Origin of the sequence: Erwinia tracheiphila (assembly GCF_021365465.1) — a bacterium.
In the GTDB taxonomy this organism is placed as follows: Bacteria; Pseudomonadota; Gammaproteobacteria; order Enterobacterales; family Enterobacteriaceae; genus Erwinia; species Erwinia tracheiphila.
Genome location: NZ_CP089932.1, coordinates 3,897,139 through 3,923,773, shown reverse-complemented (window position 1 = coordinate 3,923,773; position 26,635 = coordinate 3,897,139). Strand labels below are relative to the sequence as shown.

Below are 26,635 nucleotides of genomic sequence, written 5' to 3'. Positions count from 1 at the left end.
AGCATACGTGATCAGCAAGTCTGCGTCACGACCGGGATCAGTAAAGAGATCCGTGACCGTATTCAGAATCACGCTTTGAACGACGTCAGCTCGAAACACTATGACCGTTATGATTACCTGCCTGAAAAGCGTAGGGCGCTTGAGATCTGGGAGGATCGGGTTAACAACTATCAGCGACAGCAGGAAAACAACGTTGTGAAATTGTTTGGGCGGAGGTAAGAGCTTGGCAAAATATGAGCTTAATTCAGCAGAAGAGCGGTATCAGCCGGGTTCTGGGGATATGGTGCTGGCTAATAAGCTGGGGATCATTGACGAAGAGGAAATGGAGGCGCTGGAATCTGGCCTGCTGCTGATGCTTTATGAACAGCTATTTATCGAAGGCCAGCCGCCAGCGGCGCTGGCTTTTGAGCATATCAGTGGCTGGCATCGCCAATGGCTGGGGAATGTGTACGACTGGGCGGGGAGATTGCGTAATGCCAATTTAACTAAGGACGGTTTCCAGTTTGCTGCTGCCGACAGGATTCCACTTCTTCTTGATGGTTTCGAGAAGCAGTTTCTTTCCCGGTCTGGTGAACTGAAATCCCTAGTTCGTTCGGAGCTGGTTCGTTATCTGGCTGAATGCCATGTGGAATTTATTTTGATCCATCCATTCAGAGAAGGTAACGGGCGTCTGTCGAGACTGCTTTGCGATGTGTTGTCGGTTCTGGCGGGGAAGGGCTTACTGGACTACAGCCTGTGGGATGAGCACAAGGCGTTTTACTTCAAGGCAATACAGGCAGGCGTATCAGGGAACTACAGCCCCATGATGCAATTGGTGGACGATATATTGCCAAATTAACGGGCGAGGCCCACGGCTTTCGCCTGTGCTTGATTTTTTTTGAGTTGCTGCTCAATTCTTTGCACAGAAACACCAGTTTCTATCGCGGTTGAGCTGGCAACGGCGCGGTAGATTTGAGTTCTGGTGATCTGAGTATGTGCTGTTTTTTTTGTCATGTTGAGGCCCTCGTTGCTTCAATGCTGATTCTAGTTCGGATAGGGGCGGCTAGCAAGGTTGATAACCGTTGGCTGTGACTAAGAGAAACTTGGGCTTCTCAGGGAAGTAATCAGATGTACCGCGATTCCCTTTCTTTTCTAAAAATACCAATGAATTATTAAGTTATGTGTAAAATACGCGCACTCACTACTCTATAGATTTAGGGGAAAGATATGGCGCAAGCTTTTTACTCTCTGGAGGAGATGGCCCCTCGCTTTGGTGTGGATGCTGATGTGTTCATTAGGGCGTGGCTTGACGAAAGGCTGCCTCTTTACATTCACTTCGGTAGCGGTAGTCCACGGTGTACGATCAGGCGCTGTATTTCCGCTAAAGTACATGAACACGCCATGGATGACATACTTTATGGCCGTGATTTCTATCAGAGCAAAGATAGCCCAGATCACTATGCACTGATGTTTATTCCTGAAAAACCGCTAGCTGCTTGACCTGCTCCCCGTTGATTAATACAGCGCGATGTTAGTAATGTCTTCATAAGTCACATGAGGACATCCCCATGAAGAAGCGATTTTCCGACGAACAGATCATCAGTATTCTCCGCGAGGCCGAAGCCGGGGTTTCGGCCCGGGAACTCTGCCGCAAGCATGCTATTTCAGACGCTACCTTCTACACCGGGCGCAAGAAGTTTGGCGGCATGGAAGTCCCCGAAGTGAAGCGGCTCAAGTCACTTGAAGAGGAGAACGCCCGCCTCAAGAAGCTGCTCGCTGAAGCCATGCTGGATAAGGAGGCGCTTAAGGTGGCTCTGGGCCGAAAGTTCTGACGACAGACCAGAAGCGGGAAGCCGTGGAAGTCATGTGTGAGATAACGGGTCTGTCGCAACGTCGTGCCTGCAGGCTGGCCGGTCTGTCCCTTTCAACCTGCCGTTATTCGGTTCAGCGTCCGGCTGCTGACGCGCAACTATCTCTGCGTATCACAGAGCTGGCACTTGAACGTCGCCGATTTGGTTACCGGCGCATCTGGCAGTTATTGCGTCGGGAGGGCCTTCACGTCAACCACAAGAGGGTTTACCGCATCTATCACCTTAACAGTCTCGGTGTAAAACGCAGGCGACGCCGTAAGGGTCTGGCGACTGAGCGGCTTCCGCTTCTCCGCCCGGATGCGCCGAACCTGACATGGCCGATGGATTTTGTCATGGATGCACTTTCCAGCGGCCGCCGGATTAAGTGCCTGACCTGCGTGGATGATTTCACGAAGGAGTGTCTGACGATCACCGCCGCTTTCGGTATTTCAGGCGTTCAGGTCGCACGTATTCTGGACGGCCTCGCGCTGTTTCGCGGCTATCCGGCAACGATAAGAACCGATCAGGGCCCGGAATTTACCTGCTGTGCGCTCGAACAGTGGGCTTTTGAGCATGGTGTAGAACTGCGACTTATCCAGCCGGGTAAGCCAACACAGAACGGATTTATTGAGAGTTTTAACGGACGCTTTCGGGATGAATGCCTGAATGAGCACTGGTTCAGCGATATTCTTCATGCCCGGAAAATCATTAATGACTGGCGGCAGGATTATAACGAGTCCAGACCTCATTCATCGCTGAATTACCAGGCGCCGCTTGAATTTGCAGCATGCTGGCGAAACGGGAAACATGAAGAAAAACCAACCGACATTACTAACTGAAGGTTGTATCTAATACTGGGGGCAGGTCACCCGACGTGTTGACGGAACACAATGAACTCATTCTTTCGACCAGTATCGATCGTGTTGTCACGGGCCGCGATACCGCACTAAAACGGATCGAACAACTCATTCAGCAGCTTGATGCCATTTCACGGCTGACCTCAGAAATTGGCGGTGGTACAGCGCAAGACTGGGCGATGAAGTCCGGGCACCGCTACGATAGCTGGCTGACTGAAAAGGCTGATAAAGCAATGTCTGCCGTCACCCGCAATATAGATCGCAGTATCTGGCGCGATTTGATGCTGAAGTCCGGCATGATGGCCTTGATGGATGCTCAGGCTCGAGACCAGTAGCATAAGAATCTGGAGGAGGGCGATCTTCCTGCGATCAGTGAGGCGAATATCCTCAGTACTTTTGAGCAGTTACATTTGAACAAAATGGATGTCTTTGAGCGCGGGATCATCAACGTGTTCAAAGGTCTGTCATGGGATTACAAAACCAATAGTCCCTGCAACTTTGGTAAAAAGATCATCGTCAACAATCTGGTGACGCATAGCCGCTGGGGCTTTAGCTTAAACTGGGGCTGGCGGCGGGATCAATTAGCGGACCTGGAACGAATGTTATTTCTGCTGGATGGTAGACCGATACCAGATAACCGTGGCGATGTTACTATTCGATTGATGGAGCATATTCGTGACAACCCTTCGAAGGATGTTTACGAAGATGATTTCTTCAGTATCCGTTACTTTCAGAAAGGAACAGCGCACATCACTTTTAAGCGGTGCGATCTTACAGAAAAGATGAATGATATCGTGGCGAAGCACTATCCAGGGATGCTGGCAGCGAGATGAAGAGGGTAGGGAGGCAATTCCTTACCTGACCCATTACCTGACCCGATTCCAATAAAACGAAAAAGGAGTCATACTATTTCTCATCTAACTCCTTGTTTTATTTGGTGGCCCCTGCTGGACTTGAACCAGCGACCAAGCGATTATGAGTCGCGTGCTCTAACCAACTGAGCTAAGGGGCCTGTGGCGCGAGATTATAATGTAACTTGCCAGAGCAATCCAGCGCTTAACGACCAGTTGCTGGTTTTTCAGGCGGAATGGTGGTTTCAGAAACTAATTGATTAACATAACGTTCCATCTGTTTTTGAATTTCCCTGAGGTCATTAACCAATATTTCAGCCTCAGGGTAATTTGAACATGAATAATATCAATACAGTCTGAAAACATATCGCACTCTGCCTGTTCCAGTACAAAATATATAAAACGGAACGGTCAGGCCGTTCCGCTATTTTTATACCACAACATGTTTCGCCCGTTGCCAGCGTATTGCATCAATGGCCAGCATTGCCAGCAGGCTGATACCCATTAATGGCAGGGACAATGCCAGCACAAAAGTCACTGCCACTAGCATAATTCGGCTGGGATATGAAAGTAACAGCCAGCAATACCAGAGCGTTTCTGCCGGATGCCTGTGACCAGTAGGTGGACGGCGTAGCCACCACAAGCGATAACCCAGCACAATCATCACACACAGACCAATGCTAAAAAACGCCAGGAGCAGCTGGTTAGGCAATCCAAATAATACACTCATATGGGCATCAATTCCCCAGCGCGTGAGTTTTGCCAGCAGGCCAAACCGGGCAAATTCCACCTTATCCACGACCTGAAAATGTTGTGGGTCGACCGCCACGCTGTCGACTTGGGTGGGCCAGCTGTGATCGATTTCGCTGACAGTCCAGGCTTTGTTGGCTTTCCATGCGGGCCGGATCTCAATCCTGGCTGCATCGATTCCAGCAGCACGCGCCGCGTTAAGCACGCGATCGAACTGATTCGGGACAACGCTAATACCGGGCTCATTATGGATTGCACCCGACATGTTGTGCTGTGCATGTTCGTCCATCATGGCATGATTTTTCGCCATTACTTCGCCGTCAGGCATCATCATCTGTGACATTGCGTCGCCAGTGGATGGCGACCTGGAAACGAGTTCCGTATTGACTACCGGTGTCTGCCAGCCAAAATGGGTTCGCATAGCAGAGATATTTTCCCCGGCCCATCGTGACCAGGTCAGCCCGGTGGCGGAGAAAAAAATCAGCCCCAGCATTAGTACCAGCCCCAGCTTACTGTGCCAATAGCGGCTGCGCAGTAAGCGCCATTCGCGTGACTTTTTGTCCACCTTTCCTTTACGCGGCGCGCGGTTCCCCGCCCACAGCAACACGCCTCCTGCGGCGGCCACCCACAACCAGCTGGCCGCCAGCTCACTGTAATTGCGGCCCAGATCGCCCAGTAGCAGGTTGCGGTGCAGGTAATCCAACCAGGTACGTAGCGGTAATATACCGCTAGTGCCATAAACCCTGAGCTGACCACGGACTTGCAGGTTGTCCGGCGCAATAAAGACCGCCGTCGTTTCAGACGGGCCTGATAACGGTGTGGTAAACATGACGCGGGTGGTTTCTCCGGGATGGGGAGCGGGCCTCACGGCGGCAATTTTTACACCCGGCCCGATAAACTTTTCTGCTACGGTAATTTGTTCGGCTAAGGGCCTTGCAGGGCCATTCGGCGCTGAATAAAGCTGTGAGGCATACAGGGCATTTTCCAGCTGTGGCGTGAGCACATAAAGCGTGCCGGTAAATGCAGCCACGAAAATAAACGGCGCAATAAACAAGCCGATATAGAAATGCAGGCGACGCAGAAGGGGCAATAATCCTCCTCCCGCCTTAACGGCACGGGCGGGCCGCGCCCGCGTTTTTTCCGACATAATTATTCCCTTTGCCTGCATTGAGGCTTTGAGCGGATAACAACAGCAGTTTTTTAATGTTGATAACTGGCGTACTTAAGGTGGTGGCGCTCTGGGATGGAAAAAACGTGGCGTAAAACGGCTGATAAGCGATTGGAAGAGAAGCAGGGGATGAACAGAGGCCGCCTGCAGGGTCGACCACAGCGCCGGTGGCGTGTTGAGATCGAGTGGCAGCTGCGCCAGCAGCACACAGTAGCCACAGGCGCTGTCATCCATCAATGGCGGTGCCGGATGATGCATTCTGCTGGCATGTACATCGGGCGATATTTCTGTCGCTGGCGTACCGTCTTCAGATATACCGGGTATCTCATCCATTGCCATGTCTGGCATGGAAGCCATCATCGCCGCATGGTGAACGGGCGTCAAATCCAGTGATTTAGAAATGACCGGGGCGAGAAAGAGTAACAGCATGGGCAGCAGGCCAGACCATGCCCCGAGGGGACGGAGCGAGCGGTGTACTGTTAACAGCGGCAAGCTCAGTCCCTCCTCTTGGGTGTTAAAGGAGGGCGATTGTAGCAAAAAAAGCATGCAGGTAATTGGGGTAATGAAACACTTAATTACACCCTGGATTAAAGGCTCACAAGTACGTCGGACTGGCATTTTTTATGCATGCTATAAGCAAATAACTAACAATTAATCAACCTGCCATTGTGCCCCTGGCAGCAGCCAGACAGGATAACTTTATGTTCAACCGGACCTCTACCCAGTGAAACGTGGCCCTCGCCAGCTTTGCCAGCTGGATGCGTTTGACTTTTTTATATTAGTTTTCGTGTTAAGCGACATTGCGGCGAACTTTCACACCGAGGTGTCCGATGTGTCGATAGCGATTATGCTGACCCTGATTGTACGCCCCTGGGCGCACTGCTGTTTGGTCGTCTGGCGGAAAAATATGGGCGAAGGCCAGTATTGATGGTTAATATTGTCACCTTTTCACTGTTTGACCTGCTTTCTGCGTGGTTGCCGACGCTGGGCACATTTCTTGCTTTCAGAGTGGTTTATGGCATTGCGATGGGAGGCGTCTGGGGTGTGGTCTCGTCTCTGGCGATGGAAACCATTGCGGATTGTGCACGCAGCATGATGTCTGGTTTCTTTCAGGCTGGCTATCCGGCCGGGTATCTGTTGGTCTCAATTATTTTGGGGCTGTTTTACAACACAGTTGGCAGGCGCGGCATGTTTCTGATTGGCGCATTGCCGATCCTGCTGCTGCCTTTTATCTGGTTCAACGTGCCGGAATCACCGGTCTGGCTTGTTGCCCGTGAACGCAAAGAGAGTGTGGCACAGTTACCGGTATTGCGCAGCCAGTGGAAGCTGTGTGTTTTTCTGGTGTTGCTGATGGCCTGTTTTTCATGGTACCCAGGACCTTTACCCTACTTTCCTGAAAGTTCAGCACGGCTTTACGCCGTACATGGTCAGTATTATTGTTATTTGTTATAACATTGCGGCCATGCTGGGCGGCGTTTTTTTGGCACGTTGTCGGAGAAAATAGAGCGTAAGAAAGCGATTATTTTTGCGCTCTGTTGGTGCTACCGGTGTTGCCACTATGGGCGTTTTCCTCCGGGTCATTTACCATCGTCCTGGGCGCTTTTCTGATGCAGTTTATAGTCCAGGGCGCTTGGGCGTGATACCCACCTACCTTACCGAGCTTGTCCCGGCCGATACGCGTGCCGTGTTACCGGGGTTCGTCTATCAGTTAGGAAACTTAATTGCGTCGGTCAACGCTACCCTGTAATCGCAAATCGCAAATCGCAAATCGCAGAGGCGCATGGTGGCAATTACGGTCTGGAGATGGCGATTGTTGCCGGAACCGTGGTGGTATTGATCGCTGTCTTCGTGGTCTTTGGTCGTGAAACACGATAAATTGAAATTTCGGCAAACGACTGGCGTCGTCAGGCGAAATAAAGCACAGCGGATCGCCCGATCCGCTTTCGTCAGGATGATTCTGGTAGCAGGCAGACATCAACCCAGTTGGTGTGGGTTAATGTATCCATTTTTTCAGGTGAAATTCGTACCGCGCTGCGAGCCGATCCTGCGGCGGGCAGCACTTCTTCATAGTGGCGTAGCGAAATATCGCAAAGCACCTGTAGCGGGTTTTCCAGTCCAAACGGACAAACGCCGCCAACGGGATGACCGGCCCAGTTAAGCACTTCATCGCTGCTTAACATCCGTGCTTTGGAACCCATCACCTCTTTTAGTTTACGATTGTCCAGTCGGGCATCGCCTCGCGTAACAATAAGGATCACGCGGTCTTTTATCTTTAATGAGAGCGTTTTAGCGATTTGCCCCAGTTCAACGCGGTGGGCGCGTGCGGCCAGCTCGACCGTTGCGGTGCTTTCCGCCAGTTCAATAATGCCAATCTCAGGTGCGTGTTCAGCAAAGAACTGTTTTACTGACTCCAGGCCCATGCTTTTTCCCCTTTTTCGGAGCGAATAAAGCTGCCACAGACTGGTCTGACTGTAAACGAGAAGACGCTGGTTTAAACGGGATTCAGCGTGCAATTGCCGCAACGTTGTACATCAGGAAGCCGGTAGCGTTGACAACACGTGTGTCGCTGCATTTCGCCGTCACGCAGGAGCATGGTACGAAAGAATGGGTTATCACTACCGTCCAGTAACGAACGCGAGAAGAAAAAAGCCTGTTCCAGCTCGTTGCATAATATCTCTCCAATTAAGGGCGCAATTTCGCCAAGAAACCAGTAAATCGTAAAACCCGTATTACTCCAGATAAGTTTGCCGTTGATGTCGCCGTGCTGCTCAATACCCTGCACGACTGGGATCAGATGATGCTGAATGAGTCTGTCCATTCTCCGTAAACTCCACGTGACAACGCGCGGGATAGATATCAAGTGCGCGGTTTTCAAGCAGAAGTGCCATGATCGCTGGCGGTGTAAGCAGCCCCAGATACCACTGTGCCCAGAGTGATTGCAGGGGCTTATTTTCCCGCGTCATCTGTGGGTGGTCACGATAAATATAGTCGGCGTAGCGCACGATGAGTCGGGAAAAATTTGCGGCGGCAGACCAGTTGTTCAGCGTCATACAATCAGAAGGGGCAGGTTCGCTAAGTCTGACTGAATCAAGAAAGCAGGCGCGGTGCTCGCTAAACGTTGCATGTAATGATGTCGCCAGTGAACGGTCGCTCTGTGAAAAAATCAGCGGGGGTGAACCATACTCAGATGCCTGAAGAACAATGGTGGTCATAGGGGATCCGGGTTTAATGAGATTATAAAAACAAATGATAATCGTTCTTGATTCTATCTGAGAGGCACCATCCAGACAAGCCACAATCAGGGTAATAATAAGTGTGGGCTACGGCAAAGCAATCTCACGCCCACTTGCGCAAGGGGGTTATTAAAAACAAAATTGTGTTTTTGCAATAGTTATATTGATTTTAACCGTTTAAATACTATTACACTGAAACAGTTACGATGGAAAAAATTTTCATCACTCGTATATATTTAGGCTATTTCGGCTATTTATATTCAGCCTGATAATACGGTTGTTCGGGTTATTAGAAATAATAATTATGCTTCCGGGTTGGTAAAATAATGTGCACTAAAAAATAATGTCAAATTTATTTAATTATAAAGTGGGGTCGTGACGCAGATTTATTGATAATGATGAAGAGTAAGATACCAACCGATGATCTTATCGTGCATTTCCTCTGACTTCGAAAAGCAAATTGTTCTGCGGGTCAGTCGTTTGATATGTGTGCGAAGATTAAGATTATGTCGTTCTGTCCGTTGGGTATATTTCTTGCTCACCACGTGGCCTGTTGCACTTAACAGAACTTTATAAACCGGCCACGCATCTGCCATATAAAAGGCAATGTTAAATTTGCTTAACAGGGCCAGCAATCGTCGCAGGGTCGGGGCATTTCTCGGGCCGAAGACGTGGGCCAGAGCACGTTTGCGGATACGGTCATAAGCATAGAACAACCACCGGGGATTGCTTTTACACCGCACGTAAGGCCATTTTTCACCGGCTTCACAGCAGATAACAACCTCCGTTTCGGGGTCGATATTCTCAGCTACCTGCTTTGGGGAAATTTTTTTAAGTGCCGCAGAACCGTATTGAGGCTGATACCGAGAACCCGTGCGGTATCGCGACATCTGTAACCATTCATGGCCATATTAACAATGGTCTGGTGTATGTCTGGTTTGGCACCGGAGTAGCCTAAAGTTGAGCTGAAAGGTCTTTGAACAATGCTTGCAGATGTAACGTTGGGCACCGGATGCTGAATGTCCGTTACATCGTACAGCATGAGTTTCATTGCACTGAGGGCAGACGACATCAACTTTAGCCATATGTTACATCCAAAGCGCAAAGCATACGTGATCAGCAAGTCCGCGTCACGACCATAAAGTGGCGTTCTTTTTTCAATTCATTTAAACGGCATCGGCAGGTTGGGCGGGACCATTTTTCAATATCGCAGTACGACGGAATAGTGTTCCGGCCGCGGTTTTTTGCAAGATAAAGCGCGCGGTCAGCATTAGCCAGTGCATCATCGAAATAAGTCGCTTTCATCGGAACGAAACCCGCACTGATGGTAAAGTGTGTCGCGGCCCGGTCGTTAAAGCAGTGTGGGATTTCCAGGTCCTGCACTATAAGTGGCGGATCCTTTCTGCCAGCTTGCGGGCAATTCCACGGTTTTTTGCTGCTACGTGATAAATATTCTTATATACTATTAGTAATCGTTATCATTTATAAATAAAGGTATGGATTAAACCATGTTGATAGCAAAAACGAACTTTTGGCAAATGTGCGGAAAGTTCACTCAGCAATTAGGTAGCGCCCGGGGTGTACTACTGCCCTGTGCGCTGGTGCCGCCGATTGTGCTGTTGGATCTCTCCTTTAACCAGTGGCGCACGATGATGGTGATGATTTTACTCGCGACGCTTGCCATGCTGTGCCATCGGCGTTCTCGTCATTATCTGTTACTGCCGCCCTGCCTTGCGCTAATCAGTAGTGTGGTGGTAATTTCATTGAATTTCAGCAAGTTATAGCTTTTTTCGGCGAAAGAAGCGCCGGGGATGTAAGGAAAATTTGAGACACAAAATAGTGCAGGGAGGAAACAGGATGTTACGATCAATATGGTGCGAAGAGAGGGACTTGAACCCTCACGTCCGTAAGGACACTAACACCTGAAGCTAGCGCGTCTACCAATTCCGCCACCTTCGCGCAGTGCTCTGCGATATGAACTTTGTGATTTTTGGTGCGAAGAGAGGGACTTGAACCCTCACGTCCGTAAGGACACTAACACCTGAAGCTAGCGCGTCTACCAATTCCGCCACCTTCGCGCAGTGCTCTGCGATATGAACTTTGTGATTTTTGGTGCGAAGAGAGGGACTTGAACCCTCACATCCGTAAGGACACTAACACCTGAAGCTAGCGCGTCTACCAATTCCGCCACCTTCGCTTACCGTCAATACAAGCGTATTGTATTGCGACCACGGAGGCGCATTCTAGAGGTTTTCCCCAGCAGGTCAACAGTTATTTAACGCCGCTGCGGCAATAGCTGTAAAATGAGTCAGCTGGTACAGTTACAGAGAACACGTTGCTAAAAAATGAAAAAATATGAATTAGCGCAGCGGTATGATATTCGTGTCCCGGCGGTGTTGTTTGCCGGAGAGTGATAAAATCTTTTTTTGATATATAAAACACCGCCATTTTACTATGCTGTCTCTTTTTATCAGTGGAAATAAACAATGAAATCCCCCCTGGATATCAGGCAAAAGCCTGTTTCATCTCTGGCAGAAAATAAGCCAACATGTAGCGAAATAAAGAACGTTCGGTTCCCTTTGTTAAAAAACTTACTGAGTAAGATAAATCAGATATCTAATTCTTTTATTCATTTTTCAAAAAGAGGTGAATATACCGTTAAAGAAATGCAAATTTCTTCCCCGACAGCTGCCTGGGTGAGTGTGGATGTATTTAAGGAAGTACCTGAAAAGCTGAAACCCTATTGCAAAAATAGGCATATAGTGCTTGATAATAACTATATGAAAAAACAGGAAATAAGAGTTATTTATTCTATTTCGTGCGCTTCGGCGTGCAATCGTCTACCCGAGAATCCTGCCAGTAACCTTGAATTGATTGCGGAAGGAGTCGGTTTTAAAGAGTATCGAATAAAAGATCGGGCCTCCCCCGGTAGGGCTGATGAGATTCCAACCGTAGATGAGTTTAATCAACTGTCCCGCGATATTTTTAATGCTCGCTGAATTGACATTATCGCCGGTGCGGATGTCGACCCGGCGATATGAGCATTCAAAATAAGATATATACTAAAGCGGCATTATTCTTATCAAACTCGTGTTCAGGCACTTAACGTTTTGCCGCCCGTGACCACACCGCGCGATAAACCTTAAAGCGTCCGTTTTGAATCAGTACCTCATGACTGCCAAAGGTTTCATCCAGCAGCTGTGGATAAGGCAGAAAGGCATTGGCAACAATTCGCAGTTCACCGCCGATATCCAAATGTTTTACCGCTCCACGGATCAACTGCTGTGCGGTATCCAGGCTGGTCTGCACGCCGTCATGAAACGGTGGATTAGACATAATCAGGTCAAAACGGCCGTTCACATCAGAATAAACATTACTGGCAAAGACATTACCCTCAAGCCCGTTTTCTACCAGGGTTGCCTGACTGGCTTCCACCGCGGCGGCACTGACGTCGGTCATTGTCAGGCGAACCTTTGGAGAAAAGCGTGCCAGCATCGCTGACAGTACGCCCGCCCCACAGCCGATATCCAGCACTTTTCCTTTAGTATGAGGCTTAAAAGTAGAAAGCAGCATATTACTGCCAACATCCAGACCGTCACGGCTGAACACGCCGGGCAGGGTTTTCACCGTCAAATCTCCCAGGGCATAGTCTGTCCACCACGCTTGCTTATCAAACGCAGGTTTTTTATCAAGCTGACCATGATAAAGACCACAGCGGCGTGCGCTGTCAATCTTGGTCAGCGTGCTCCATTCAGCCAGTATGGGTTCGGCGCTGCGTACGCCGCTGCGATTTTCTCCCACCACAAACAGATCGCTGCCAGCGGGCAACAACGCCAGCAAATTCTCCAGCTGAAACTGTGCCTCAGACTTACTTTTGGGCCAAAAATAGATCAGGGTATCGCTGTTCGCTACGGTTTCCGGCGCTGCCAGCAAGCCATAATGCGCATTTTCCCCCAGCGTGCGATTCAGCCGCTGCCAGTGATGATATTGCTGGGTATGCACCCGACTCAGCGCGGTATCCAGTTGAGCGGGCAGGTCGTCTTGCAAATCGCCAGCAAAAAGGACGTGGCGTTGAGAAAATTCATCACGGTGGCGCAGAATCACTTCACTGGCCGGGGTAAATGCAGACATGGCGGGCTCCTTATAAATCAGAGCCGCGATTATACCTGAATAAATATCGGTTGTAGCCGTCAGCCGGCGCGCTTTATTGGCACCGCGTGAGGAGGTTTGTTAGCATAGCCCGGCTATTGGGCGGCCATGCGGGTATAAAATGTCTTCCAGACGAGACTGGTTATTACAACAAATGGGTATTACGCAATATACGCTGCGGCGCCCGCGTGCGTTACAGGGTGAGGTATCCATCGCGGTGACGGAAAAAACGCGCCTGATAATCGTGGCCCAAACACCGCCACCGCTGGACGATCCCTTTATGAGGGATGTGCTGCGGGCAATGATGCTTACAGAGCACGAAACCCTGGTAATCACCCCTGAGCAGCAGGCCATGTTGCCTGATCCCCCTCCCTGCATCTGCTGGTGTCTTGGGCTGAACACGCCGATCTCCACTGGCGTCCCTGACATTATATCGCCGGAGCTGGCCGAACTTTCTCAGAATGCCGGTGCGAAGCGCACACTGTGGCAACAAATTTCCGATTATGAATCACATTTCTTTACTGAAGCCAGCTGATCTCGCGGATGCACTGGTGATTGAACAGCGAAGTCATGCTTTCCCCTGGAGTGAAAAAACGCTGTCCAGCAATCAGGGTGAACGCTACCTCAACTATCGGCTGGATGTCAGTGGCACTATGGCTGCCTTTGCCATCACTCAGGTTGTTCTGGACGAGGCCACGCTGTTTAATCTGGCGGTGGATCCGGCGTTTCAGCGCCGCGGACTGGGGGAAGCATTATTGCAATTCTTAATTAACGAACTTGTCGGCCGGGGCATTCCGACGCTCTGGCTGGAAGTGCGGGCTTCGAATCATCCGGCGATTGCGCTCTATGAGAAGCTGGATTTCAACGAAGTCTCCATCCGCTGCAATTATTACCCCACCGCCACGGGAAAGGAAGATGCGATCATTATGGCGCTGACGCTGTGAGATATGGCCAAAAGGCACGTTCAGGGTTCGCCAGTAATCTGTTTATTCACCGACAAAGGTTATGCCGTAAATGTTAAAAGACTGGGACTGGATTTTATTCGATGCTGACGACACGCTTTTCCACTTTGACGCCCATGCCGGGTTAAAGCAGATGTTCAGCCGGTACGGCGTGATATTTTCTGCTGCTGATTTTGAAGAATACCAGTTGGTCAATAAACCTCTGTGGGTGGAATACCAGAATGGGGCGATTACGGCACAGCAGCTGCAGTCACAGCGCTTTGTCAGCTGGGCTGAAAAACTCAGGGTGCCCCCTGATGAGCTGAATGCAGGGTATCTGGCCGCAATGGCTGAGATATGCACGCCGCTGGTCGGGGCAGTTGCATTGCTCAATGCTCTTAAAGGCAGGGTGAAAATGGGGATTATTACCAATGGATTCACCGTGCTACAGCGGGCCCGACTCCAGCGCGCCGGCCTGTTAAGCTGTTTTGAACTGCTGGTCATTTCTGAGCAGGTTGGTTATGCCAAACCGCATCCGGCTATTTTTGAGCACGCATTGCAAAAAATGGGCAATCCGCCTCGTGCACGCGTCCTGATGGTGGGTGACAACCCTGACGCTGATATCCTTGGTGGTATCCGGGCCGGACTGGCTACCTGCTGGTTAAACGCTGCGCAACGCGCTACGCCTGAAGGGCTATATCCTACCTGGCAGGTTGAGACGTTGGCGCAGCTCCAAGATATTCTTATCTCTTAAGTTTGCCTTTTCAGATTTTTATCTGTCAATACTTCAGTGGTTACATTTTGTGTGGGCCACTGCGCCAAAAATATCTTAATCACGATATATTCTTCTTAAAATTCACGAAAAAAAATATTGCCTGCATTTTTCTGCTCATTTCGGTCCATGTAAATCTCATCTCATATGATATTTTCTTATTAAGAAATATAAATTTCATCTTTTTTATAATAAAAAAAACAAAAATCAACCGCTATTCCAGGACTATTCCTATTTTAAATAGACCATTCAGGTTGAATTTACCTTATTTTTTTACATAAACGATACTAAACAATTAAGGCAGCGATACGAATCGTTGAATAATTGGAATGGTGTTGTAAACTTGCCGAAAGTTACATTTTAAACTGTTACCTGCGTTATGAGGTGGATGCCTCAGTGCTGGCTCGTGCGGTAGCTATGGTTAAGTGATATAATATAAATTATTGTTTTGTATTGTTATTTTTTCATAGTTCCGTTGAGACCAAGGCACTGATTATTTTTAAGCGCTTTTTTGAAAAGCGACACATTTTTGGATTTTTTTCAAATTTTTTAACATGTTGCGAGCGGGCAGAAGCAACATGTTATGTGATCCTGATGACATTTTCAGGGTTTTCAGGTCGCATTACTTAATTATTAGCCTGCATTTTATTTACAAAAGGCACTCTCACTGCGGTAATAAATGGTTTATCTCATCGCGCCGTAAAACATTCCTTCGACCATGATCTACCGTCTCGTATGTTATCGGTCGCTGGTGTAACCATTCTTTTCTGGTGTGCTGGGCTCTTTTCAGTTCTGTCTGGACCATCGGACTGACCCGCTGTCGTTCAGCCTGTCCCTCTTTTATTAACTACAACTCTTCGGACCGTTTTGCGTCTTTTTTATTGATAAAACTTTATGAGGATCATGGTGAAAATTCGAATCGCGTTAAGCCTGCTTTTTGTTTTAACGGTTGCCGGATGTAAGGCACCCCCAGTACCGGTAACCGATGACACCATCGTTTCCAGCACCGTTGACGGCGTTAAGCTGACCTATCGCCACGCGATACAGCCACCTGCTTCTTTCACTCCGGTGAATGAAGAATACCGTGCGATGTACAACGCCTCGGTGATGACCCGTCCTGACTTTGGCGGTAAAGTCGTCTCCTACCTGGAAAACGGCAAACCCTATACCGTGCTGGGTACGGTTGAAAACAACTGGTATGCGCTGGCAGAACAGGGGCAGGAACAGCTGTTAGGCTATGTGCCAATGCGTGCGGTGGTGAAAAGCGATCTTTACGACAAAACTATAAAAGCAGACTCACACCGTAAACGTGTTCGCAGCAGCGCGAAAAAAACCTGTGTTGCCGTTGATGGTGATAACAAAGCCTGTCAGAACAGCAATAACGGAACCTGGATCATTAACTGATAACGCGCTAATGGCTGCATCAATATGAACAGACATCGCTTCGTGCGCCTGACTATTCAGGCGCTTTTCCTGATGGTATTTGCTCTGCTGTCAGGTTGCAGTTCTTCCTCTCACAGCGTCCCTACGCACTACAGCCTGGTTTTTCGGGCTCATCCGCAGGTTAACGATGCCGCGCCGCTCAAAGTGCGAGTGTTACTGCTCAAATCGGATGCCGATTTCATGTCTGCTGATTTCTATTCACTGCAGAACAATGCAGCCGGATTGTTAGGTGGCAACCTACTGAACAGCGATCAGTTCTTCCTGATGCCGGGGCAACTGAATAAAACCCTGAAAGGTCAAACCACGCCCGACGTGCGCTACATCGGGATTCTGGCCGAATACCAGTCCCTTGACAGCAAAAAGTGGCGGCTTTCCCTGCCGCTGCCCGTCCCTGAAGAAGGCCATTTTTATCAAATCTGGCAAAACTCATCAGAAGAACTGAAAGCCGACATTATTGCTGATATCAGCGGGTTGCGTGCCGTCAGCGAACGATTCCAGCCTGAAAACGGAAGCCATTTATGAATCAAGTAGACAAAGTGGTCTGGACCGAGGGCATGTTTCTGCGCCCACACCATTTCCAGCAGTCAGAAAGTTACCAGCAGAGCCAGTTGCGCAATTGGGGAATGGCCCTGCGCCCGTGGCTTTGGGGTTTCCTCGATTACGAAATTGACGAAACGATGCTTCGCCAGGGAAAAATTGCCCTCAGCTCGGGCAGTGGTCTGCTGCCCGATGGCACCTTTTTCTCATTTCGCGACGCCCGCAACGGCCCGTCGTCGCTGACCATCCCGGATAATCAGGTTAACGAAAAAGTACTACTGGCGCTGCCCGCCCGCCGTAATGGACGAGAAGAGGTGATTTTTAGCGAAGCCGCTGACTCACTGGCGCGCTATGTCACTTATGAACAGGAAGTGGACGATTTCAACGCACTTTCCGTCGGCAGCGCCGCACTTCAGTTCGGCAAGCTGCGCCTGCGTCTGATGCTGGAAAGCGAGCTTTCCGCCGAGTGGACCGCGATGGCGGTAGTGAAGGTGATGGAAAAGCGCAGCGATAATCAGGTTCGCCTTGATACCAGCTATATCCCACCGATGCTTAACGCCATTGCCCATCCCCGGCTGTACGACTACCTGAACGACATGCTGGGCCTGCTGGAACAGCGCAGCCAGCAAATTGGTCAGCGCTTGCAACAGCCCGGCCGCTTCAATACCGCCGACATGACTGACTTTATGCTTCTGGCGCTGATTAACCACCATGTTGGGCATGTCAGCCACCTTAAAAACGTGCCGCTGCTGCACCCTGAACAATTGTTTTCAACCTGGCTGGTGTTTGCCAGCGAACTGACCACCCACACGCCACAGCGTTTTCCGGATGCCAACCTGCCGGTATACGACCATGACGAGCTGGCGTGGTGCTTTGGCAAACTGATGCTGATGCTGCGTCAGGGGCTGTCGCAGGTGCTGGAAGAGAATGCAATTCAGCTGCCGCTGACCGAACGCTCCCACGGCCTCAATGTGGCTACCGTGCCGGAATCGTCAATGGTGCGCGAGTTTGGTTTTGTGCTGGCGGTACGCGCCAACGTACCTGGCGAGGCGTTGCAAACCCACTTCCCGGCGCAGATGAAAGTGGCACCAGTGACCAAAATCCGCGACCTGGTTCAGCTGCAATTGCCGGGCATGGTCCTTCGCGCCATGCCGGTTGCTCCGCCGCAAATTCCCTGGCATGCCGGTTACAGCTACTTTGAATTAGAGAAGGACAGTGAACTGTGACAGGAAATGGAAAAATCTAGCACCTTCGCACTTCATCTCGCCGGCGATTTTCCCGGACTGGCGATGGAGTTCTGGGCCATTCGTAGTCATTCAGCCTGACGCAGGGAGCGGGGATTATGTAGGAACGACAGGCCATCACTCAGGGTGACATCTTTTCCGGTGCCAGCAATAACAACCCGCTGGTTGCGGCGGCACACCCCTTACTTAACGCTATTCCACAAATCCGTCATTCGGTGAACCATGCGGACCCGGCAGGTCTGCGCCAGCGGCTGATCGATGAAATGTGCCAGTTCGAAATGAACTGCCAGCGTGCCGGTCTGCCTTACGAAGTGATTATTGGCGCGCGCTATTGCCTGTGTACCGCGCTGGACGAAGCGGCGGCGCTGACGCCGTGGGGCAGCCGTGGCGTCTGGCCGGGACAGGGGCTGTTGGTCACCTTTCATAACGAGACCTGGGGCGGCGAGAAGTTTTTCCAGCTGCTGGCGAAACTGTCGCAAAACCCGCGTGAGCAGATTGTTCTGCTGGAACTGATCAACTACTGCCTGCAGCTCGGTTTCGAAGGGCGCTATCGCGTGCTTGACAATGGTCGTTCGCAGCTGGAAACCATCAAACAGCGTCTGTTACAGATGATCCGTTCGGTGCGCGGCGGCTATACGCCACCGCTCTCTCCCCACCCTGAAGACCACCCGGTCACGCACAAATTGTGGCGTCCGGTGGTGCCGCTGTGGGCCTGTACGGCGCTGGTCGGTTTTCTTGCCTGTCTTTTCTATATTCTGCTGAACTGGCGGCTGGGTGATGCCACCAGTCCGGTGCTGGCGTCGGTCTGGCAGATGCCACTGCCGGAAGTCACCATTCACAACCCTGCACCACTGCCGCCTGCGGCACTGAATCTGAAAGGGTTCCTGCATCCTGAAATCGAACAGGGGCTGGTTTCAGTGAAAGATGAAGCGGATCAAAGCGTGGTGACGCTAAAAGGCGATGGCCTGTTCACTTCCGGCTCTACTGCGGTCCGTGGACGTTACGAAGCGGTGCTGGATCGCGTGGCGCAGGCGATGAACAACGTCAGCGGCCGGATTCTGGTGATCGGCTACAGCGATAATGTCCCGATCCGCAGCGCCCGCTTCGCCTCTAACTACGAGCTTTCCCTGGCCCGCGCGCAGTCCGTTCAGGAGCGCCTGCAGCAGCATCTCAGCCAGCCGCAGCGGGTGAAAGCCGAAGGACGCGGAGAAAGCAACCCATTGGTGCCTAACACCAGCGCAGAAAATCGTGCACGCAACCGCCGTGTAGACATTACGCTGTTGGTCTCCCCGCAGAACACCCGCGCGGAACTGAATGTGCAGCAAGGAAATTAACGGATGATGAATATTCTCTTTGCCATCATGACCAACCGGCTGCTGTGGGGCTTTGTTGGCATTACTGCGCTCTCTTTTATTATCTGGGTGATTGGCCCGGTCTTCTCGATTGTGGATTCCCGTCCGCTGGAGCCGGAAGTGAACCGCCAGATCAGCATTGTGCTGCTGTATATCGCGTGGGGACTGAGCAATCTGGTGCCGCGTCTGTACAATGCCTGGCTAAACCGCAAGCTGATGGGCAGCCTGAAAAATGACACGAACGCAAGCGGTAATCCTGATCGCAAGCGTCTGACCAATGAAGATCGTGTGCTTTCCGAACGCTTTACCGAAGCGGCTGAGATGCTTAAAAAAGCACACTTCAGCCGTGCCGGTAATCATCGCTGGATGCAGCGCTTCAGCCGCCAGTATCTGTATCAGCTGCCGTGGTATGTGATTATCGGCGCGCCGGGCGCAGGTAAAACCACTGCGCTGGTGAATTCTGGGCTGCAGTTTCCACTGGCTGACCGCTTTGGTAAAGCGGCACTGCGCGGCATTGGCGGGACGCGCAACTGCGACTGGTGGTTCACCAATGAAGCGGTGCTGCTGGACACGGCAGGGCGCTATACCACTCAGGAAAGCGAACAGCAGCAGGATGCCAGCGAGTGGAATAACTTTGTCGGACTGTTGCGTAAGTACCGTGGCCGCCAGCCGATTAACGGCGTGATTGTCACCGTGAGCGTCTCTGACCTGCTTACCCAGTCGGCCCAGACCTCGCGAGAGCAGGCACTGTCACTGCGCCAGCGCCTGATGGAGCTTCACGAGCAGCTTGGCATTCGCTTTCCGGTTTATGTGATGGTGACCAAAACCGACCTGCTAAAAGGCTTCCGCGCCTACTTCGCTAAATTTGATAAGGCGCAGCGCGATCAGGTATGGGGCTTCACCTTCCCGTGGGAGCGATCCAAACAGGCGGATTTCGATCTGCAAAGCGCTTTCATCCAGGAATATGCCCTGCTGCAACAGCGTCTGGACGCCGGGCTACCGGACACGCTGTTGCAGGAAAGCGATGCGAAAGCCCGCGCGGAAAGCTTTCTGTTTCCTCAGGAATTTGCCGCCCTGCGTCCGTTGCTCGCGGACTATCTGGACACGGTGTTTGCCCGATCCAACTTTGAAACCCAGTTCTCGCCGCGAGGCATTTACTTTGCCAGCGGTATCCAGGAAGGTCTGCCATTTGACCGCGTAATGGGTGAACTGAACCGGGCGCTACTGCTGCCGCAGGACGAAGCAGGCAGCAGCGGTTCCTGGGATAACGTCAACAAAGAATCGCCGATTCCGGCCAATAAAGGGCAAAGCTTCTTCCTGAAGGATTTGCTACAAAACGTCATCTTCAAGGAAGCAGGCCTGGCGGGCAGCAACCGCTGGTGGGAGCTGCGTAATCGTGCGGTGCTCTGGTCGGGTTACATTGCGCTGGTGGTGGGGCTGGTGATTGCGGGCTTACTGTGGATAACCAGCTTTGGCAATAACAAAAGCTATCTGGCCGAAGTGCAAAATAAAGTGCCAAAGGTCACCGACCTGAGCAAAGACTTACAGGTTAACAACCTGACCGATCTGTACGCGCTGCTGCCTTTCCTTAATGGTGTGCTCACCCTGCCGGAGAGCGATGATTTCGATATTAATCATCCGCCGATCACCCGCCGCATGGGGTTGTATCGGGGCGGGGAAGTCAGCGACGCCAGCATGACGCTGTATCAGAAATCCCTTAAGCAGCTGTTAATGCCGCAGGTGGCGATGCTGATCGCCACCTGGCTACGTAATGACAACGGCAGCGATGCGGATTACAGCTACGAAGCGCTGAAGGCCTATCAGATGCTTTACCAGCCGAAGCACTACGACGGTAAGTTCCTGCATGCGTGGGTTGTGCTGAATATTCAGCGCAACCCGCCGCAGAACGTCACCTCGGCACAAATCAAGCAGCTTGACTGGCATCTGATGCAGCTACTTGAAACGCAAATTCAGGCCTCGCCATATGCACGGGATGATGCGCTGGTAAAGCGCGAGCAGGCGCTGATCAATCAGATGCCGCTGTCACAGCGCGTTTACGGACGCCTGAAGCGCCTGCTGGAACGCGATGACAGCTTGAGACCGGTTTCGCTGGCCTCGCTCGGCGGTCCACAGAGCGAACTGGTTTTCTCGCGCAAAAGCGGTAAATCCATTGGCGACGGCATTCCGGGACTGTTCACGCCGGAAGGCTACTGGGGCAGCTTTGACAAAAACATCGAGGCGGTCACCGCTTCACTGCATGACGATGACCAGTGGGTGCTGGGCGGTCAGACGCAGAGCGAGAACAAACAGCAAACCGACCTTGCGGTGCGCCAGCTTTACATGGCCGACTACATGCGGCAGTGGGACGGGTTGTTGCAGGACATTACGCTGAACAGCAGCGCCGATCTTTCGCAACGCATCAATGCGGCGCGTCTCCTCTCTGGCAGCAACTCGCCGCTAAGAAAGCTGGTTATCAATCTCAGTCACTATTTGGTGCTGGATAAAGCCGAGCCGGCGGAAGAAAAAGGACAGGATAAAAAAGAGGGCGCGTCCGCCAGCAGCGCCAGCAACACACTGCAGGCACTGTTCCACGCAAATCAGGCCATCACCGCGGCCAGCCAGCAGCAGCAAACGCCTGAAAAGTCAGTAACGGCTCACTTCGCACCGATTATTGAGCTGGCCCAGCCGCTGGAAAAAGGCGGGAAAACCATTGCCTTTGATGATTTTCTCAGGCAAATCGACGACCTCTACCGCTATCTGACCGCCGTGCAGGATGCGGCAAACAGCGGTATGCCGCCTCCGGCGGGGGATTCGATCAGCCGACTGCAGGCCAGCGCCGGACGACTGCCCGGCTCGTTACAGAATATGTTCACCAGTATGGCGGTGGGCGCCAGCAGTGACACGCGCCAGCGCGACCTCGACAACGTGCGTAAGCGCATCAACGTCGAGGTGGGCAGCTTCTGTCGCCAGGCTATCGCTGGTCGCTATCCGCTTTCCCGCTCGGGCCGTACTGAGGTGACGCCGGACGATCTCGCCCGCATGTTTGCTCCCGGTACCGGGCTGATGGACAGCTTCTTTCGCGACAATCTGGCGAACAAAGTGGATACCACCCAGACCAGCTGGCGCTTTACGCCGGGGATTGATGGTAAAACCCTGGCGGGCGGCGAGAGCGTGCTGCGGCCTTTCCAGCAGGCACAAAGCATTCGTGATGCGTTCTTTGCCAATGGCGCGACCACGCCGTCGTTTCGCGTCACCGTGCGTACCCGGCAGATTGACAACGATATCCTGACCATGACCCTGGACGTCGATGGCCAGCAGCTGCGCTACAGCCACGGTCCGCCGGCGGTCCAGCTGGTGAGCTGGCCTGGTCCAGGTGGCACCAGCCAGGTGCGCATGCAGCTTGGTCTGGCTGATGGTACCAGCGCCACGCTGGTGACCGATGGAGCCTGGGCGCTTAACCACTTTTTTGACAATGCGCGCCTGTCTCCCGGCAGCAGCGCACTCAGCCGTCAGGCCGACTTTAACGTTAATGGCCACCATGTGACGCTGGAGTTCACCCCGAACAGTATCCGTAATCCATTCCAGCTTCCCGGGTTTTCATGCCCCTAACCGCAAGGAAATGATAATGAGTCAGACACCTGCGATTGGCTGGTACGGGAAATTACCCAGTGCCGGTGACTTTCTTAAACGACGTTTCCCTGAGATGCTCTGGCAGCAGTGGACCCAGTGGTTTCAGGTGGGGCTGATGAACTGGCAAAAAAATGACCAGCAGCGCCCGCAAGGTGAAAGGCAGTTCGGTAATGCGCCGGTCTGGAATTTCGTGGTGCCGCCGATGCTGGGTAGCCAGCTGGTGCAAATGGGCTGCCTGCTTCCGGCGTGTGATAATGTCGGCAGGCAATATCCGGTCTGTGCGCTGGTGACTTTCTCGCCGCAGAACTGGAGCCAGCCGCGACTGGCGATGGCGGGCGAATGGTATCAGCAGCTGGGCCGTGGCCTGTTACATGCCGTACGCAATCACTACTCGGCGGAACAGCTTGACCAGATGTTGCTGAGTATGACGCTGCCGCCGCCAGCACCGCCGCAGGACACAAAATCGGACATTCTCGATGTTATCGGGCACGGCGACCGTCCCGGTAACCTGAGCTGGCGACAGGTCGCAGACTGCTTCGATCCACAGCAATACACTAGCTTCTGGTGGACCAACCAGACCGATGGCTACCCGCTGTATACCCATGTTCACAGCGGCAATTTTACCGGTCAGCTGTTTTCCATGCTGTTTGACCCGGCGGCTGGATCGAAACCCGGGCGTCACGGCCTCTATCCACCCATGTTTGAGTAACCGAGCATAAACACGATGAATATTGATGTGTTACTTGCGCCGATCTCCCCCGAGCATCCCTGTGGCGAAAACCTGGAATACGATGCTGACTACATGGCGATGGACCAGGCCTGCGCGGGTAAGGCGGAACAGCAGTTTGGCGACACCATTATTCCGGCGGAACCGGCTGACTGGAACAAGGTAGAGCGGCTGGCCAGCGGGCTGCTGACCCGCAGTAAAGATTTACGGGTGATACTGGCACTGACCCGTGCATGGACGCAGCTACGGGGCTTGTCCGGCTATGCCGATGGGCTGCATCTGATTCAGCAGTCGTTGCTGCTTTACTGGGAGCAGCTGTGGCCGGTGCTGCAGGAAGATGGAGAACACGACCCTTACTACCGCATCAATGCGCTGGCGGCCCTGAGCGACAAGTCAGCACTCACTTTGTCCATGCGGCAGTCACCGCTGTTGCGCAGTGCCTCTGATTACCTCTCCCTGCGCGATGCCTGCGCATTGCTGGACGGCAGCAAAAGCGAATGCCCGGAGTTTCCCGGCGGTTTTCCCCGCCTGACCGACGAGCTGGCACGGGGCGACCAGCCCGGCGTGGTCGCGATCCTCAGCATAAGTGAGCGGTTGCAAACTATTCAGGAAATCCTCGCTGGACAGCTTGGGGAAAGCGGCGTCCCGGAAATGGACCAGCTGCTGAAAACGGTGAAAACGGTTGCCGCCGCCTGTGAGGCAACCGACCTGTCCGCGCTGATCCCGGTAGCGGCCAGCACGCAAACCAGCCGCGTCGGGGAAATGCCGCAGGCAACCGCCGTCGCGCAAAAAGAAACGAACTGGCGCAACGTCAAACCGACGTCGCGCGCGGATGCCCAGCTGATGCTGGAAAAAGTAAAGCAGTACTTTGTACAGCATGAGCCAAGCCACCCGGCTCCGCTGATGATTGATCGCGTACAACGGATGATCGATATGGATTTTATGGACATTATCCGTGACCTTGCGCCGGACGGCGTCCACCAGCTGGAAAACATTTTCGGACGCCGCGACCACTAAGCCGTCGCGTTTACTGACATACACACCTCACCTGACTTCGAAGAACAGCATGGCAGTCAAATCCAGTGGGCAGAAATTTATCGCCCATAATCGCGCACCGCGTGTTCAGATCGAATATGACGTCGAGATCTACGGTGCGGAACGCAAAATCCAGCTGCCTTTTGTGATGGGCGTGCTGGCTGACCTGGTTGGTAAACCGGTTGAAGGGTTGCCATCCGTTGACGAACGCAAGTTCCTTGAAATTGATATCGACAATTTTGACGAGCGCATGAAGTCCCTGAAGCCACGCGTGGCATTCCAGGCGGACAACACGCTGACTGGCGAAGGCCGTCTGAACGTCGATCTGACATTTAACAGCATGGAAGACTTCTCTCCGGATGCGGTGGCGCGTAACGTCGAGCCACTGAGCAAACTGCTGGATGCCCGCACCCAGCTCTCTAACCTGCTGACCTATATGGACGGCAAAAACGGTGCGGAAGAACTGATCTCTAAAATTCTTCAGGACCCCACGCTGCTTAAATCTCTGAGCCATCTGCCAAAGCAGGATGATGCAGCCAAAGGTGAGGAGGCGTAACCGATGAGCAACCCATCACAGCAGCAACAGCCGCAGGAACAGCAGGGTGCCTGGGCAGGGGATGAGTTCAGCGCGCTGCTGAACAAAGAATTCCGGCCAAAAACCGACTCTGCCCGCTCGGCAGTGGAAAGCGCGGTAAAAACGCTGGCCCAGCAGGCGCTGGAAAATACCGTCACTGTTTCCACCGATGCCTACCGCACTATTCAGGCGCTGATCGCAGAAATCGATGAGAAGCTTTCTAAACAGGTTAACGAGATTATCCACCACGATGATTTCCAGAAGCTGGAAGGTGCCTGGCGTGACCTGAGCTATCTGGTCAATAACACCGAAACCGACGAGATGCTGAAAATTCGCTTTATGAGCATCTCCAAACAGGAACTGGGCCGCACCCTGAAACGCCACAAAGGCGTGGGCTGGGACCAGAGCCCGATTTTCAAAAAAATCTACGAAGAAGAGTACGGCCAGTTCGGCGGCGAGCCGTTTGGCTGCCTGGTGGGCGATTACTACTTCGACCACAGCCCGCAGGATGTGGAACTGCTTGGCGAAATGGCGCGGATCGGTGCGGCTTCGCACTGCCCGCTTATCACCGGCACCGCGCCGGGTGTGATGCAAATGGAATCCTGGCAGGAGCTGGCTAACCCACGCGATTTGACCAAAATCTTCCAGAACAGCGAATACGCTGCCTGGCGCAGCCTGCGCGAATCAGAAGATGCCCGCTATCTGGGACTGGTAATGCCGCGTTTCCTGTCGCGCCTGCCATACGGCATTCGCACCAATCCGGTTGACAGCTTTGATTTCGAGGAAGAAACCGACGGCGCGAATCACAGCAACTACACCTGGACCAACGCGGCCTACGCGATGGCCGCCAACATCAACCGCTCCTTTAAAGAGTACGGCTGGTGCACCTCGATCCGCGGCGTGGAGTCGGGCGGGGCGGTAGAAAACCTGCCGTGTCATACCTTCCCAAGTGACGACGGCGGCGTGGATATGAAATGCCCGACCGAAATCGCCATCAGCGACCGCCGCGAAGCCGAACTGGCGAAAAACGGCTTTATGCCGCTGGTTCACCGCAAGAACTCTGACTTTGCGGCATTTATCGGCGCGCAGTCGTTGCAGAAACAGGCGGAATATCACGACCCGGATGCCACTGCGAACGCACGTCTGGCCGCGCGTCTGCCGTACCTGTTTGCCTGCTGTCGTTTTGCGCACTACCTGAAGTGCATTGTGCGTGACAAGATTGGTTCTTTCCGTGAACGCGATGAAATGGAGCGCTGGCTGAACGACTGGGTAATGAATTACGTCGATGGTGACCCGGTCAACTCTTCACAGGAAACCAAATCCCGCAAGCCGCTGGCTTCTGCTGAAGTGCAGGTGGAAGAGATTGAAGACAACCCCGGCTACTACGCGGCTAAGTTCTTCCTGCGCCCGCACTACCAGCTGGAAGGTCTGACCGTCTCGCTGCGGCTGGTGTCCAAATTGCCGTCGCTGAAAGCGGATAACGCCTGAGTGGAATAAGGGTTTCGTCGATAAACAAAGGAGATACTGATAATGGTGCATCTGG

At 52.4% G+C, this 26,635-nt stretch carries 22 protein-coding genes, 4 tRNA genes and 6 pseudogenes; 20 read left to right on the top strand and 12 right to left on the bottom strand.

Translation table 11 applies throughout. The features are described from left to right. Positions 1-33: 33 nt before the first annotated feature. Positions 34-219 (top strand): annotated as a pseudogene (locus tag LU633_RS20515) (tyrosine-type recombinase/integrase); the annotation flags it as partial. 4 nt (positions 220-223) lie between these two features. After that, positions 224-838, top strand: coding sequence for a Fic/DOC family protein (locus LU633_RS20510; RefSeq protein WP_040465577.1), 615 nt, complete (start codon positions 224-226; stop codon positions 836-838). Here LU633_RS20510 and LU633_RS20505 read toward each other — a convergent pair. Next, positions 835-993 (bottom strand): hypothetical protein, encoded by a 159-nt coding sequence (locus LU633_RS20505; RefSeq protein ID WP_016191050.1) that lies wholly within the window; start codon positions 991-993, stop codon positions 835-837. The genes LU633_RS20510 and LU633_RS20505 overlap by 4 nt on opposite strands. A gap of 213 nt (positions 994-1,206) precedes the next feature. Between LU633_RS20505 and LU633_RS20500 the strand changes: the two genes are divergently transcribed. The 3 genes and pseudogenes from LU633_RS20500 (at position 1,207) to LU633_RS20490 (ending at position 3,519) form a co-directional block, all read left to right on the top strand. Next, positions 1,207-1,479 (top strand): HNH endonuclease, encoded by a 273-nt coding sequence (locus LU633_RS20500; protein WP_016191051.1) that lies wholly within the window; start codon positions 1,207-1,209, stop codon positions 1,477-1,479. A gap of 68 nt (positions 1,480-1,547) precedes the next feature. Further along, positions 1,548-2,668 (top strand): IS3 family transposase gene (locus LU633_RS20495; RefSeq protein ID WP_152664203.1). Its coding sequence is split into 2 segments (ribosomal slippage): positions 1,548-1,806 and positions 1,806-2,668, totalling 1,122 coding nucleotides; the frame shifts between segments, so codons are not numbered across the junction. Then, positions 2,665-3,519 (top strand): annotated as a pseudogene (locus tag LU633_RS20490) (DUF4942 domain-containing protein). Before LU633_RS20495 ends, LU633_RS20490 begins: the two are co-directional and overlap by 4 nt. Before the next feature lie 102 nt (positions 3,520-3,621). Here LU633_RS20490 and LU633_RS20485 read toward each other — a convergent pair. The 3 genes from LU633_RS20485 to LU633_RS20475 all read right to left on the bottom strand — a co-directional run bounded on the left by LU633_RS20485 (position 3,622) and on the right by LU633_RS20475 (position 5,947). Next, positions 3,622-3,698, bottom strand: a tRNA-Ile gene (locus tag LU633_RS20485). A 269-nt stretch (positions 3,699-3,967) separates the two neighbouring features. Beyond that, positions 3,968-5,434 carry a PepSY-associated TM helix domain-containing protein gene (locus LU633_RS20480; protein ID WP_016191052.1) on the bottom strand — a complete coding sequence of 489 codons (1,467 nt, stop codon included), beginning with the start codon at positions 5,432-5,434 and terminating at the stop codon, positions 3,968-3,970. Positions 5,435-5,509: 75 nt separating this feature from the next. Beyond that, positions 5,510-5,947, bottom strand: a complete 438-nt coding sequence (locus LU633_RS20475; RefSeq protein ID WP_016191053.1) for a DUF2946 family protein — start codon at positions 5,945-5,947, stop codon at positions 5,510-5,512. Positions 5,948-6,179: 232 nt separating this feature from the next. Here LU633_RS20475 and LU633_RS20470 point away from each other — a divergent pair. Continuing rightward, positions 6,180-7,330, top strand: a pseudogene (locus LU633_RS20470) (MFS transporter). Positions 7,331-7,401: 71 nt separating this feature from the next. Here LU633_RS20470 and LU633_RS20465 read toward each other — a convergent pair. From LU633_RS20465 to LU633_RS20445, 4 genes and pseudogenes are all read right to left on the bottom strand, one after another. Continuing rightward, complete coding sequence (locus tag LU633_RS20465; RefSeq protein WP_016191055.1) at positions 7,402-7,875, bottom strand: YbaK/EbsC family protein; 474 nt, start codon at positions 7,873-7,875, stop codon at positions 7,402-7,404. A 71-nt stretch (positions 7,876-7,946) separates the two neighbouring features. Further along, positions 7,947-8,667 (bottom strand): annotated as a pseudogene (gene fhuF, locus LU633_RS26310) (siderophore-iron reductase FhuF). A 407-nt stretch (positions 8,668-9,074) separates the two neighbouring features. Then, positions 9,075-9,773: pseudogene (locus LU633_RS20450) on the bottom strand (IS1 family transposase). A 31-nt stretch (positions 9,774-9,804) separates the two neighbouring features. Further along, positions 9,805-10,071 carry a nucleotidyl cyclase domain-containing protein gene (locus LU633_RS20445; protein WP_016191056.1) on the bottom strand — a complete coding sequence of 89 codons (267 nt, stop codon included), beginning with the start codon at positions 10,069-10,071 and terminating at the stop codon, positions 9,805-9,807. A gap of 125 nt (positions 10,072-10,196) precedes the next feature. Here LU633_RS20445 and LU633_RS20440 point away from each other — a divergent pair, with 125 nt between their 5' ends. Continuing rightward, a complete protein-coding gene (locus LU633_RS20440; protein ID WP_016191057.1) occupies positions 10,197-10,472 on the top strand; it encodes a DUF1435 domain-containing protein in 276 nt (91 codons plus the stop codon). 88 nt (positions 10,473-10,560) lie between these two features. Here LU633_RS20440 and LU633_RS20435 read toward each other — a convergent pair. From LU633_RS20435 to LU633_RS20425, 3 genes are all read right to left on the bottom strand, one after another. Next, positions 10,561-10,647, bottom strand: a tRNA-Leu gene (locus LU633_RS20435). A gap of 32 nt (positions 10,648-10,679) precedes the next feature. Next, positions 10,680-10,766, bottom strand: a tRNA-Leu gene (locus tag LU633_RS20430). Positions 10,767-10,798: 32 nt separating this feature from the next. Beyond that, a tRNA-Leu gene (locus tag LU633_RS20425) sits at positions 10,799-10,885 on the bottom strand. A 289-nt stretch (positions 10,886-11,174) separates the two neighbouring features. On the opposite strand from LU633_RS20425, the gene LU633_RS20420 reads away from it, so the two are divergent. Continuing rightward, positions 11,175-11,687 carry a hypothetical protein gene (locus tag LU633_RS20420; protein ID WP_016191059.1) on the top strand — a complete coding sequence of 171 codons (513 nt, stop codon included), beginning with the start codon at positions 11,175-11,177 and terminating at the stop codon, positions 11,685-11,687. A gap of 103 nt (positions 11,688-11,790) precedes the next feature. On the opposite strand, the gene rsmC is transcribed toward LU633_RS20420, so the two are convergent. Next, entirely contained in the window at positions 11,791-12,819 is a 1,029-nt protein-coding gene (gene rsmC, locus LU633_RS20415; protein WP_016191060.1) for a 16S rRNA (guanine(1207)-N(2))-methyltransferase RsmC, read from the bottom strand. A 139-nt stretch (positions 12,820-12,958) separates the two neighbouring features. On the opposite strand from rsmC, the gene LU633_RS20410 reads away from it, so the two are divergent. From LU633_RS20410 to tssC, 12 genes and pseudogenes are all read left to right on the top strand, one after another. Then, positions 12,959-13,372 carry a DNA polymerase III subunit psi gene (locus tag LU633_RS20410; protein WP_040465549.1) on the top strand — a complete coding sequence of 138 codons (414 nt, stop codon included), beginning with the start codon at positions 12,959-12,961 and terminating at the stop codon, positions 13,370-13,372. After that, positions 13,341-13,781 (top strand): ribosomal protein S18-alanine N-acetyltransferase, encoded by a 441-nt coding sequence (gene rimI / locus LU633_RS20405; protein WP_016191062.1) that lies wholly within the window; start codon positions 13,341-13,343, stop codon positions 13,779-13,781. Before LU633_RS20410 ends, rimI begins: the two co-directional genes overlap by 32 nt. A gap of 70 nt (positions 13,782-13,851) precedes the next feature. Then, positions 13,852-14,532 carry a pyrimidine 5'-nucleotidase gene (gene yjjG / locus LU633_RS20400; protein ID WP_016191063.1) on the top strand — a complete coding sequence of 227 codons (681 nt, stop codon included), beginning with the start codon at positions 13,852-13,854 and terminating at the stop codon, positions 14,530-14,532. Positions 14,533-15,453: 921 nt separating this feature from the next. Continuing rightward, the gene (locus LU633_RS20395) at positions 15,454-15,954 is read left to right on the top strand and encodes a hypothetical protein (RefSeq protein ID WP_016191064.1); all 501 of its coding nucleotides are present in this window, start codon (positions 15,454-15,456) and stop codon (positions 15,952-15,954) included. Positions 15,955-15,978: 24 nt separating this feature from the next. Beyond that, positions 15,979-16,515 (top strand): type VI secretion system lipoprotein TssJ, encoded by a 537-nt coding sequence (gene tssJ / locus LU633_RS20390; RefSeq protein ID WP_016191065.1) that lies wholly within the window; start codon positions 15,979-15,981, stop codon positions 16,513-16,515. Continuing rightward, a pseudogene (gene tssK, locus LU633_RS20385) lies at positions 16,512-17,855 on the top strand (type VI secretion system baseplate subunit TssK). Before tssJ ends, tssK begins: the two are co-directional and overlap by 4 nt. A gap of 35 nt (positions 17,856-17,890) precedes the next feature. After that, positions 17,891-19,108, top strand: a complete 1,218-nt coding sequence (locus tag LU633_RS20380; protein WP_040465550.1) for a DotU family type VI secretion system protein — start codon at positions 17,891-17,893, stop codon at positions 19,106-19,108. A 3-nt stretch (positions 19,109-19,111) separates the two neighbouring features. Next, positions 19,112-22,735, top strand: a complete 3,624-nt coding sequence (tssM, locus tag LU633_RS20375) for a type VI secretion system membrane subunit TssM (RefSeq protein WP_016191068.1) — start codon at positions 19,112-19,114, stop codon at positions 22,733-22,735. A gap of 16 nt (positions 22,736-22,751) precedes the next feature. Next, positions 22,752-23,465: a type VI secretion system-associated protein TagF gene (tagF, locus tag LU633_RS20370; RefSeq protein WP_016191069.1), complete on the top strand. Its 714-nt coding sequence runs from the start codon at positions 22,752-22,754 to the stop codon at positions 23,463-23,465. A 15-nt stretch (positions 23,466-23,480) separates the two neighbouring features. Continuing rightward, complete coding sequence (gene tssA / locus LU633_RS20365) at positions 23,481-24,500, top strand: type VI secretion system protein TssA (RefSeq protein ID WP_016191070.1); 1,020 nt, start codon at positions 23,481-23,483, stop codon at positions 24,498-24,500. Between the two features lie 49 nt (positions 24,501-24,549). Further along, positions 24,550-25,074, top strand: a complete 525-nt coding sequence (gene tssB, locus LU633_RS20360; RefSeq protein WP_016191071.1) for a type VI secretion system contractile sheath small subunit — start codon at positions 24,550-24,552, stop codon at positions 25,072-25,074. Positions 25,075-25,077: 3 nt separating this feature from the next. Next, positions 25,078-26,580 carry a type VI secretion system contractile sheath large subunit gene (tssC, locus tag LU633_RS20355; protein WP_016191072.1) on the top strand — a complete coding sequence of 501 codons (1,503 nt, stop codon included), beginning with the start codon at positions 25,078-25,080 and terminating at the stop codon, positions 26,578-26,580. Positions 26,581-26,635: the final 55 nt, after the last annotated feature.

Bases quoted from the DNA above. Each gene is read 5' to 3' on its own strand.
- tssC (WP_016191072.1), top strand. From the start codon at position 25,078: ATGAGCAACCCATCACAGCAGCAACAGCCGCAGGAACAGCAGGGTGCC.
- tssB (WP_016191071.1), top strand. From the start codon at position 24,550: ATGGCAGTCAAATCCAGTGGGCAGAAATTTATCGCCCATAATCGCGCA.
- tssA (WP_016191070.1), top strand. From the start codon at position 23,481: ATGAATATTGATGTGTTACTTGCGCCGATCTCCCCCGAGCATCCCTGT.
- rimI (WP_016191062.1), top strand. From the start codon at position 13,341: ATGAATCACATTTCTTTACTGAAGCCAGCTGATCTCGCGGATGCACTG.
- LU633_RS20505 (WP_016191050.1), bottom strand. From the start codon at position 993: ATGACAAAAAAAACAGCACATACTCAGATCACCAGAACTCAAATCTAC.
- LU633_RS20410 (WP_040465549.1), top strand. From the start codon at position 12,959: ATGTCTTCCAGACGAGACTGGTTATTACAACAAATGGGTATTACGCAA.
- tagF (WP_016191069.1), top strand. From the start codon at position 22,752: ATGAGTCAGACACCTGCGATTGGCTGGTACGGGAAATTACCCAGTGCC.
- rsmC (WP_016191060.1), bottom strand. From the start codon at position 12,819: ATGTCTGCATTTACCCCGGCCAGTGAAGTGATTCTGCGCCACCGTGAT.
- tssJ (WP_016191065.1), top strand. From the start codon at position 15,979: ATGAACAGACATCGCTTCGTGCGCCTGACTATTCAGGCGCTTTTCCTG.
- LU633_RS20440 (WP_016191057.1), top strand. From the start codon at position 10,197: ATGTTGATAGCAAAAACGAACTTTTGGCAAATGTGCGGAAAGTTCACT.
- yjjG (WP_016191063.1), top strand. From the start codon at position 13,852: ATGTTAAAAGACTGGGACTGGATTTTATTCGATGCTGACGACACGCTT.
- LU633_RS20465 (WP_016191055.1), bottom strand. From the start codon at position 7,875: ATGGGCCTGGAGTCAGTAAAACAGTTCTTTGCTGAACACGCACCTGAG.
- LU633_RS20420 (WP_016191059.1), top strand. From the start codon at position 11,175: ATGAAATCCCCCCTGGATATCAGGCAAAAGCCTGTTTCATCTCTGGCA.
- LU633_RS20480 (WP_016191052.1), bottom strand. From the start codon at position 5,434: ATGTCGGAAAAAACGCGGGCGCGGCCCGCCCGTGCCGTTAAGGCGGGA.
- LU633_RS20500 (WP_016191051.1), top strand. From the start codon at position 1,207: ATGGCGCAAGCTTTTTACTCTCTGGAGGAGATGGCCCCTCGCTTTGGT.
- tssM (WP_016191068.1), top strand. From the start codon at position 19,112: ATGATGAATATTCTCTTTGCCATCATGACCAACCGGCTGCTGTGGGGC.
- LU633_RS20395 (WP_016191064.1), top strand. From the start codon at position 15,454: ATGGTGAAAATTCGAATCGCGTTAAGCCTGCTTTTTGTTTTAACGGTT.